The organism is Mesorhizobium sp. M7A.F.Ca.CA.002.15.2.1, from assembly GCF_003998715.1.
GTDB lineage: Bacteria > Pseudomonadota > Alphaproteobacteria > Rhizobiales > Rhizobiaceae > Mesorhizobium > Mesorhizobium ciceri.
On record NZ_RZPI01000144.1, the window covers coordinates 1 to 9634 of the forward strand.

Annotated in this window: 10 protein-coding genes; 7 read left to right on the forward strand and 3 right to left on the reverse strand. The window is 63.1% G+C overall.

From position 1 onward, the window contains the following. The coding region (locus ENZ74_RS11075) for a LysR family transcriptional regulator (protein ID WP_164760999.1) at nucleotides 1-487 on the reverse strand (487 nt) is incomplete at its 3' end. Between the two features lie 113 nt (nucleotides 488-600). Here ENZ74_RS11075 and ENZ74_RS11080 point away from each other — a divergent pair. The 3 genes from ENZ74_RS11080 to ENZ74_RS11090 all read left to right on the forward strand — a co-directional run bounded on the left by ENZ74_RS11080 (nucleotide 601) and on the right by ENZ74_RS11090 (nucleotide 5353). After that, complete coding sequence (locus tag ENZ74_RS11080) at nucleotides 601-1236, forward strand: FMN-dependent NADH-azoreductase (RefSeq protein ID WP_024505492.1); 636 nt, start codon at nucleotides 601-603, stop codon at nucleotides 1234-1236. 104 nt (nucleotides 1237-1340) lie between these two features. Further along, nucleotides 1341-2783 carry a 3' terminal RNA ribose 2'-O-methyltransferase Hen1 gene (locus ENZ74_RS11085; protein ID WP_244514334.1) on the forward strand — a complete coding sequence of 481 codons (1443 nt, stop codon included), beginning with the start codon at nucleotides 1341-1343 and terminating at the stop codon, nucleotides 2781-2783. Then, on the forward strand, nucleotides 2780-5353 hold the full coding sequence (locus tag ENZ74_RS11090; RefSeq protein WP_063168770.1) for a polynucleotide kinase-phosphatase: 2574 nt from the start codon (nucleotides 2780-2782) through the stop codon (nucleotides 5351-5353). Before ENZ74_RS11085 ends, ENZ74_RS11090 begins: the two co-directional genes overlap by 4 nt. A gap of 6 nt (nucleotides 5354-5359) precedes the next feature. On the opposite strand, the gene ENZ74_RS11095 is transcribed toward ENZ74_RS11090, so the two are convergent. Both ENZ74_RS11095 and ENZ74_RS11100 read right to left on the reverse strand, forming a co-directional pair. Beyond that, a complete protein-coding gene (locus ENZ74_RS11095; protein WP_013530160.1) occupies nucleotides 5360-5659 on the reverse strand; it encodes an AzlD family protein in 300 nt (99 codons plus the stop codon). Then, a complete protein-coding gene (locus ENZ74_RS11100) occupies nucleotides 5656-6390 on the reverse strand; it encodes an AzlC family ABC transporter permease (protein ID WP_013530159.1) in 735 nt (244 codons plus the stop codon). The genes ENZ74_RS11095 and ENZ74_RS11100 overlap by 4 nt, the downstream gene beginning before the upstream one ends. 170 nt (nucleotides 6391-6560) lie before the next feature. Here ENZ74_RS11100 and ENZ74_RS11105 point away from each other — a divergent pair, with 170 nt between their 5' ends. The 4 genes from ENZ74_RS11105 to ENZ74_RS11120 all read left to right on the forward strand — a co-directional run bounded on the left by ENZ74_RS11105 (nucleotide 6561) and on the right by ENZ74_RS11120 (nucleotide 9415). Beyond that, the gene (locus ENZ74_RS11105; protein WP_063168771.1) at nucleotides 6561-7019 is read left to right on the forward strand and encodes an Lrp/AsnC family transcriptional regulator; all 459 of its coding nucleotides are present in this window, start codon (nucleotides 6561-6563) and stop codon (nucleotides 7017-7019) included. Nucleotides 7020-7145: 126 nt separating this feature from the next. Continuing rightward, complete coding sequence (locus tag ENZ74_RS11110) at nucleotides 7146-8348, forward strand: MFS transporter (protein ID WP_063168772.1); 1203 nt, start codon at nucleotides 7146-7148, stop codon at nucleotides 8346-8348. 298 nt (nucleotides 8349-8646) lie between these two features. Continuing rightward, nucleotides 8647-9033, forward strand: coding sequence for a hypothetical protein (locus ENZ74_RS11115; protein ID WP_082826532.1), 387 nt, complete (start codon nucleotides 8647-8649; stop codon nucleotides 9031-9033). 118 nt (nucleotides 9034-9151) lie between these two features. Then, nucleotides 9152-9415, forward strand: coding sequence for a YMGG-like glycine zipper-containing protein (locus tag ENZ74_RS11120; RefSeq protein ID WP_013530156.1), 264 nt, complete (start codon nucleotides 9152-9154; stop codon nucleotides 9413-9415). Nucleotides 9416-9634 lie beyond the last annotated feature (219 nt).

Here is a 9634-nt window from a genome sequence, read left to right on the forward strand (position 1 = left end):
GCACAAGGTTCACGTCGACATCGCCCAGCAGGCCGCCAATGCCAAGGTCGGCCTGACCGCTGACGACATGGTCGGGGATCAGGCCGAGCGTGCCGATGTGCAGCCGCAGCATCACGGTCGGAAACTGCGCCTCGAATGCCTTCAGCACCCGAACCAGCACCGGTGACGGCAGCGTCGCGTCGACCGACAGCGCGACCTCGGCCTCGAGCCCCTGGTGGTGGCCGTCGACGCGCGAGCGGATGCGCTGCAGCACGCCGATCATGCGCCGTGCGTCCTCCAGCATTGCCCGGCCGATCTCCGTCAATTGCGGCTCGCGCGTGCCCTCGCGCTCGAACAGTTTCAGCCCAAGCTGCGCCTCGAGATTGGCGATGCCGTAGCTGATGACGGACTGTGCCCGGTTGAGCTTGCGGCCGGCGGCCGAGAAGCTGCCGGCTTCGGCGACTGTCACAAAGATCTGAAGTTGATCGAGCGTCGGGTTGGGCTGCATCGTTATATCCAACTTATGGATGGATCGTATAGAAAATATACCAGTTTATTGAATGGATCGAAAGCCCCATATCTGGCGGGACAAATCATTCCAACCGCTGGAGAGAGCCCAAAATGTCCATTCTTCTTGTCACTTCGAGCCCGCGCGGCGCTGCCTCGCATTCGACCCGCATCGCCACCGAATTCGCCGAAAAGCTCGTCGCCGCCGATCCGTCGAACACGCTCGTCGTGCGCGACCTCGTCGCCAATCCGTTGCCGCACATCGATGCCGACTATGCGACGGGCATCTATACCCCGGCCGAAGCGCGCACCCCGCGCCAGGCTGAAGTCGTCGGCGTCTCCGATGTCGTGCTCGACGAGCTATTCGCCGCCGACACGGTGATCCTGGCCACCGGCTTCATCAACTTCAACATCTCCTCGACCCTGAAGTCATGGGTCGACCACATCTCCCGCTCCGGCAAGAGCTTTGCCTATGGCGAGAACGGCCCCAAGGGTCTGGTCACCGGCAAGAAGGTCTATATCGTGCTGGCTTCCGGCGGCATCTATTCGGAAGGTGCGGCCGTGCAGTTCGATCACGCCATTCCCTACCTGCGTGGCGTGCTCGGCTTCCTCGGCATGACCGATGTCGATGTCATCCGCATCGAAGGTGTCGGCATGGGCCCTGACGCGGTGACAGCAGCGCTCGCCAAGGCGACCGCCAAGGTCGACGCCGTCGTGGCCGCCAGCCGGGACGTCGCGGCTGCCGCATAAGGCGCTGCGGCCACCCACCCGAAATTGAAAAAGGCAGGCGCGTACGCGCCTGCCTTTTTCTTGGCGGCGCGACAAAGTTACGTGTGGAAAATGGATGTATTGCGTTGGATAAATTGCAGCGCAACGCCATTGGTTATTCTGCTGTTCTGCGTTATCGGTCGCCGATGTTCCTTTCCGTCGCTACAACGCAACGTCCGGCCACAGATCTCGGCTTCTTGCTGCACAAGCACCCCGAACGTCTGCACGAGACTGACCTATCCTTCGGCAAGGCTTGGCTGTTCTATCCGGAAGCGACCGACGAGCGTTGCGAGGCCGTACTTCTGCTAGACGTCGACCCTATAGGGCTAGTGCGAGGCAAGGGGCAGGCAGAAGGCTTGTTGGACCAGTATGTGAACGACCGCCCGTATGCGGCATCGTCCTTCCTGTCAGTGGCATTGAATAAGGCGCTGCGAACCGCGATGACCGGCATATCAAAGGAACGCCAGCAACTGGCCGACAGCGACCTGCCGCTCGAAACCGTGGTGACCCCGCTGCCGATGCGCGGCGGCGAGGCTCTCGTGCGGGGTCTGTTCGAACCCTTGGGATGGTCCGTTGACCTGACACCGATCGAAACTATTGGATCCAACACAGGCGGCCCCCGATACGGTCATCTTAGGCTGACCGGCACCGGCCGGCTAAGCAGCCTGCTCAATCACCTCTATGTCCTGATCCCGGTGATGGACGACGCCAAGCACTACTGGGTTGGCGAGGCCGAGATCGACAAGCTGCTGTCCAAAGGCGAAGGCTGGCTGGAAAACCACCCAGCCAAAGACCTAATCGTGCGCCGTTATCTGCGCAACCGGGGTGCGTTGGCCCGCATCGCCCTAGAGCGACTGGCTCCCGAGACGGCTGGTGAGGCCCTGCCTCCCGAAGCCCGGATTGCGCCCGAGGAAGCGCTCGAGGCGCCCATCCGACTGAATGACCTGCGCATGGACGCAGTGGTCCGAGCCATCCGCGCGACCGGCGCGACCAGTATTGCAGATCTGGGATGCGGCGAAGGCAAGCTTCTCTATCGGCTCGTGCGCGAACGATGGGTCCACAAGATGTTCGGACTCGACCCTGCCGTTCGTGAGCTGGAACGGGCTGCCAAGCGTCTCAAGCTGAACGAGTTCGGCGGACCGCCCGAAGGCCGTGTCACGCTGATGCATGGATCGCTGACATATCGCGACAGCCGCTGGGCAGAAGCTGATGTTGCCGTGTTGGTGGAGGTCATCGAGCATCTCGACGAAGACAGATTGCCCCTAATCGAACGTGTTGTCTTCGGCGAGACGGCGCCCAAAACCGTGATCGTGACCACGCCCAACGCCGATTATAACGCCTTGTTTCCCAATCTGGCTCCCGGCGCCTTTCGCCATCCGGATCACCGTTTCGAATGGAGCCGCGTTCGGTTTGAAGCCTGGGCGGCCCGGATCGGCAAGGCCTATGGCTACAGCGCCGCATTCAGCGACATCGGAGCCGTGCACCCAGTCCTGGGGGCGCCGACACAGATGGCGGTGTTCACCCGATGAGAGAGCCCGACAAGACCGATCTCGCCATCCCTGACTTCGCCCTGGTCGTGCTGATCGGATCGACGGGATCAGGCAAGTCGACCTTCGCCGCCAGGCACTTCCTGCCGACAGAAATCATCTCCTCGGATCGCTGCCGCGCGCTAGTCAGCGACAACGAGACTGATCAGGATGTCTCGGCAGATGCCTTCGATTTGGCGCGCGAGATTGCCAGCAAACGGCTCAAGTATCGCAAGCTGGCCGTCATCGATGCCACCAACGTGCGAGCCGCTGACCGCAAGGCCTGGATCGAACTTGCGCGCAAGTGGCACACCTTGCCGGTCGCCGTGGTCATCGATCCAGGTGTCGACGTCTGCGTCGCTCGCAACGCGTTGCGACCCGACCGGCCGTTCGGCGCCGGCGTGGTCCAGCGCATGACCACCGAAATTCGCAAGGGCCTCGGCGGGCTGCAACGCGAAGGTTTCCGCCAGGTCTGGAAGCTTACCAGCGAGGCCAGTATCGACACCGCCAGGGTCACGCGCCAGCCATTGTGGACCGACAAGCGCGACCACCACGGTCCGTTCGATATCATAGGCGACATCCACGGCTGCGCCGATGAACTTCAGGCCTTGCTCGCTCAACTCGGTTACAGCGTCGCCTGGTCCGAGGATCATGGCGAACGAATCGTCGCTGTGACACCGCCGGAAGGCCGCAAGATCGTCTTTGTCGGCGACCTCGTCGATCGCGGTCCCAACGTGCCCGACACCTTGCGCATCGCCATGAGCATGGTCGCGGCCGGAGCCGCCTACTGTGTCCAGGGCAATCACGAACGCAAGCTCAGCCGCTGGCTGGAGGGCCGCAAGGTGACGATTGCCCACGGCCTGCAACAAACCATCGATCAGCTGGACGCTCAGGATCGCGGCCTGCGAGAGGCTTTGCCGGCCTTCCTCGACAGCCTGCGCAGCCACGTCTGGCTGGATGACGGACGCCTCGCCGTCGCCCATGCCGGCCTCAAGGAAGAGATGATCGGACGTGGCTCCGGCGCTGTGCGCGAGTTCGCCCTCTATGGCGAAACCACTGGCGAAATCGACGAATTCGGCCTGCCCGTCCGTGCCGATTGGACTGCCGCCTATCGCGGCAAGACCGCCGTGGTCTACGGGCACACGCCGGTGCTGTCGGCCGAATGGGTCAACAACACGCTGTGTATCGACACCGGTTGCGTGTTCGGCGGCAAACTGACGGCCTTGCGCTGGCCGGAACGCGAACTGGTCGAGGTGCCGGCAATCCAGACTTGGTCCGAACCGGTGCGCCCACTAGGTGGATCCTCCGGTCTGGGCAGATCGGCACAGGCCGACGCCGACGGGGTGCTCGACTATGAGGATGTCTCTGGTCGACGTTGGATCGAGACCGAACTGAGGGGCCGGGTCGTTGTGGCCGAGGAGAACGCGTCGGCAGCACTTGAGGTGATGAGCCGTTTCGCATTGTCGCCGCAGTGGTTGATGTATCTGCCACCGACGATGTCGCCATCGGAGACCAGCAGCCAAAGCGGCTGGCTGGAGCGCCCCGAGGAGGCCTTCGCCCATTTCCGCGAGCGTGGCGTCACCCAAATCGTTTGCGAGGAGAAGCACATGGGTTCGCGGGCAGTCATCGCGCTGTGCCGAGACGCACAGGCGGCGCGCGACCGGTTCGGGGTCCCTGGCGACGAGACCGGCGCGATCTGGACCCGGACCGGACGCTCCTTTTTCAACGGCACTGGCATGACGGAGGGCCTGCTCGCCCGCCTCCGCGCCAGAGTCGAGGCTGTGGACCTATGGAAGGAATTGAACAGCGATTGGCTGCTGCTGGACGCCGAGATCATGCCCTGGTCGGCCAAGGCCAGCAGCCTGATTGAAAGCCAGTATGCACCAGTAGCGACGTCTGCGGCCGCAGGCCTCCAAGCCAGTCGCGAGGCGCTGGCCCGTGCGATGGCGCGTGGCATCGATGCGGCCTCGCTGGACGCTCGCCTTGAGGACCGGGCCGCGCGCGCGGCCAGATACGCTACCGCTTGGGCGCCTTACGTGTGGCCTGTCTCGGGCATCGAGGACCTGAAGGTCGCACCATTCCACCTGCTCGCCAGCGAGGGACGTGTCTGGTTCGATCATGACCACGTTTGGCACATGACACTTGCAGAGCGCCTGGCTGCCGGCGTGGTAACGCGAACACAATGGCGGGTGGTAGATCTGGCCGACGCCGGCGCTTGTGCCGAGGCTGTTGCCTGGTGGGAGACGCTGACCGGCTCGGGCGGCGAAGGCATGGTGGTGAAGCCGCGCGACTTCGTCAGCCGGAACAAGAAGGGGGTTATCCAGCCGGCGCTGAAGGTGCGCGGCCGGGAGTATCTGCGCATCATATATGGCCCTGAATACGACGCACCGGACAATCTCGTGCGCCTGCGGGAACGAGGCTTAGGTGGCAAGCGTAGTCTGGCGCTCCGGGAGTTCGCGCTCGGTCACGAGGCGCTGAAGCGGTTTGTCGCCAGGCAGCCCCTACGGCGTGTCCACGAGTGTGTTTTCGGCGTCCTGGCGCTGGAGAGCGAGCCAATAGATCCAAGGCTGTAGTCTAGACTACCCAATGAAATGCCTGAGCAACCCCGCCGAAGCGACCCCGATCAGCACGGTCGGCAGCATGGAAAACCGCGTGGCGGCTGCCAGAGTAACAGCCAGCGCCAGAAGATCCGCCGGGGACTTCGATACGAAGGCCGGTGCGATGACAGAGATCAGCACGCAGCCGGGCGCAGCTTCCATCACAGCCGTGGCACGGGCGCCCAGCGTGCGGTTGCGTAGGACGACATAGCCGCCGATCCGCGTCAGATAAGTGACGCCGGCCATCAGCACGATGGTGAGAAGGGTCACGGCATCAATCATGCATCACCTGCCATCAGCCAGGCCGCGACCAGACCCGACATGGCGCCGGCGGCGACATACCAGGCACCGGGAACGAAGAGATAGACCAGTGCTGCAACGACCAGGCTGACCAGCCAGGGCCGCGCCGCCGCCATACCCGTCCACATGCCGCGCATCAGCACCAGGAAGACAGCCGGGAACGCCATGTCAAAACCATAGGTCTCGACATGGCCAAGCATCGGACCGAGCAAGGCACCCAGCGTGGTGAAGGCCACCCAGGTGAGATACATCGCCAGCGCCGCGCCCATATAGTAGCGCGGGCTGAAGGCCGGCGTGATGCCGGCTGCAGCACGCAGTTTGGCATCGGCCAAGCCCAGCGCCCAGCTTTCATCGCACATAAGGAAAAGCGCCGGAAACACCTTGCGCCGTGGCAGGTCGCGCAGGAACGGCGCCAGTGCCGCCCCCATCAGCAGGTGACGGCTGTTGACCAGGAAGGTGATGGCGACGATGAGCACGATGTGCGGCGGCGACGTCCACAACTGGATCGCCGCGAACTCCGAACCGCCGGCGAAGTTCAGCCCTGTCATGGCAGACAGTTCGACCGTGCTCAAGCCTTTCTGCGTCGCCTGGGCGCCAAGCACCAGCGCATAGGGGATGGTGCCGAACAGCACCGGCGCGCAGGACGCCACGCCACGGCGGAATTCGGATTTCGAACCATCTGCCACCGTCTCGACTGCCTGTGAAATGCTCATGTGTCTTCATCGGCTGACCTCGCGGCCGCCGCTTCTCTGCGTTTGAAATCAACTGATGTCGGCAGCAAACATACCGAAATCGGTCCGCAATTTGGTTGCGGAGATTGTTGTATTTCGCCGAGTTCTGGCATTTTATGTTACAAATTTTCGAATAGATGGAATCTGTAGCCATGAAGCTGGATGAGATCGACAAGCGGATTCTGCGGGCGCTGCAGCGCGACGGCCGCATGGCCAACAACGATCTGGCCAATGAGGTCGGGCTGTCGCCATCGCCTTGCCTGCGTCGCGTGAAGCTGCTGGAGGAAGCCGGTGTCATCGACCGCTACGTCGCCGTGCTCAACCCGGCCAGCATCGGCAAGGGTCTGACCTTCTTCACCCGCATCTGGCTGAAGACGCAGGACGAGGACACGATCGAGCATTTCGCCACCGAAGTCGCCAAGCTGCCGCAGGTGATGGAGTGCTATCTGATGCTCGGCGATTGCGACGCCATGGTGCGCGTGGTGGCGGCCGGCATCGACGACTATCGCCGCTTCCAGTCGGAGCATCTGAGCCGCATCAAGGGCGTGCAGAACGTCAAGACCGACGTCCCCAGCCAAACGATCAAATACACGTCGGAACTGCCGGTCTGATCTGCTGAAAACGGCGTCGGGCCAGACTGGATAAAAAATGCAACCGGATTGTAGGATCAGCCTCGCTGCCGGCGTCCTTCGGATGCAAGCAGCGCTGAGCGCTGCCCTCTGGCATGGGAGATTTGAATGAGCTTTTCCTATCGTTGGGTCATCGTCGCGGCTGGCGCGCTGATGTCCTGTGTCGCCATCGGGACGATGTTTTCGCTGGCGATCTTTCTCGAGCCGATGGCGATCGACACCAACTGGTCGCGCGCCGGCATTTCGAGCGCCATGACGCTCAACTTCCTGGTGATGGGCCTTGGCGGCTTCGCCTGGGGCGCGATATCGGACCGTTTTGGCGCCCGCATCGTCGTGATGACCGGCGCGGTTCTGCTCGGGCTGGCGCTGGTGCTGGCCAGCCGGGCCGGTTCGCTGCTGAGCTTCCAGATTACCTATGGCGTGCTGGTCGGCCTCGCGGCAAGCGCCTTTTTCGCGCCGATGATCGCGCTGACCACAGGCTGGTTCGACACCAACCGTAGCCTCGCCGTCTCGCTGGTCTCGGCCGGCATGGGCGTGGCGCCGATGACGATTTCGCCCTTCGCCCGCTGGCTGATCTCCGCCTATGACTGGCGCACCGCCATGTTCGATATCGGCATTACCGCCTGGCTATTGCTGTTGCCGGCGGTGCTGCTGGTGCGCCAACCACCGAAGCCCGTCATGGCCGATACCGGCTCCGCGCCGGTTGCCGAAGGCGCCGGCCTGACGGTCGGCAAGGCGCTGCGCTCACCGCAGTTCATCGTGCTGGGGCTGACCTTCTTTGCCTGCTGTGCGGCGCATTCCGGCCCGATCTTCCATATGGTCAGCTATGCCATGCTGTGTGGCGTCGCCCCCATGGCAGCGGTCTCGATCTACAGTGTCGAAGGCCTGGCAGGCCTCGGCGGCCGGCTCTTCTACGGCGTGCTGGCCGACCGGCTGGGCGTCAAGCCGGTGCTGATCGCGGGCCTGGCGATCCAGGCGATCGTCATTGCCGCCTATCTCTCGATCAGCCGGCTTGAGCAGTTCTACATGCTGGCCGTTATCTTCGGTGCCACCTATGGCGGCGTCATGCCGCTCTATGCGGTGCTGGCGCGCGAATATTTCGGCCAGCGCATCCTCGGCACCGTGTTCGGCGCCGCCACCATGCTGTCCAGCCTCGGCATGGCGCTGGGCCCGCTTGCCGGCGGCATGGTGTTCGACGCCTACGCCAACTATTCCTGGCTGTTCATCGGCTCGGCTCTTATCGGGCTCGGCGCGGTCGGCATCGCCATCGCGTTTCCGCCGCTACCGCGCAGGGAGTTGCAGCCGGCTTAGTCCGCGTCGATTTCCACACCTTGCTGGCCAGGCGCGCAATCAGCCTGGCCCGTTCGGTTCACTGCGGATTCCCCCTTGCGCGAGGCAGCTTACGGCCAACGTTTGCAGGCAAGCGATCTCGACTGAGCTCGCGCATCCAGTCCACGCCAGAGAGGACACCCTGATGGTCGAACATCCGAGTGGAAGCGAAAGCAACAGAATTGCCGCAAGCGCTGTTACCGACGACGATCCGCGTCTTGCATTCATTTATCAGGAAGCAGTGAGAGGTCTCACGCAACAGCAAACCCTTGTGGAGAACATGAGCAGCCGCGCCGGCAGCCTTGTCTTCGCCACCGCCTTCGCAAACTCGTTGCTTGGCGGTGCGGCCCTTTCCAACGGGCTTGGGCCTTGGGACTGGATTGCGGTGGCCCTGCTGTTCGGCATTGGCGGGCTGATCGTCTTCATGCTTTGGCCCTACCACCAATACACATTCCGCTTCGATCCCGAAGAGTTGCTTGATCAATATGTCGACGGCGACAGGCCGACGACGATGTCGGCCATGCGCCGCGCGCTTGCGCTTCGCATCAAGGCGGACATGGCCGGCAACTGGCGAATTATCCAGCGGCTGCGGGTGGCGCTGCAGATTGCGCTGCTGTTTCTGCTGCTCGATATCCTGGCCTGGCTTTTGGCGATTGCAGGCGTTTGAGCCGGAGGGCACACGGGTCCGCCACGGCCCGGCGCTTGACGGACAGGCAACCCACGATGGATCGAAAAGCTTTCTTGAGCATTTAAGCTTTGGCTAATAGTAGCCCAGGAGAGAACCAATGAAAAAGACGCTGCTCATTTTGAGCCTGCTCATTCCGCTCTCGGCGTGCTCCCGTACAGAACAAGGCGCTGCCGTCGGCGGCTTGGGTGGCGCAGCGGTAGGCGCCGCGGTGGCCGGCGATCCTGTGCAAGGGGCGGTTGTTGGCGGTGCGGTTGGCGCGATAGCCGGGGCCGTCATCGGGCACGCCAGCGAAGCCGGCCAGTGCAGATATCGCGATCAGTATGGCCGGGTTTACGTTGCACGATGCCCGGAGGGTTACTGACCTGGAGGCGCGTGATCTCTTTCGATCACGCGCCTGCTCCGGAGGTGGGATAAGCGATGGGCTATCGGATCAAAGTGCTGCTGGGTTGCTGGTTCGCCGTTGCCAGCGCTGCCGCGATGTATGCGGCATCCACCGCCGCGATCTCCGCCGCGCCTGTTGATGGCAAGACGATTGCCGATCACCTCTCATCGGTAAAGTCCATGTCCGGGGACTTCGTCC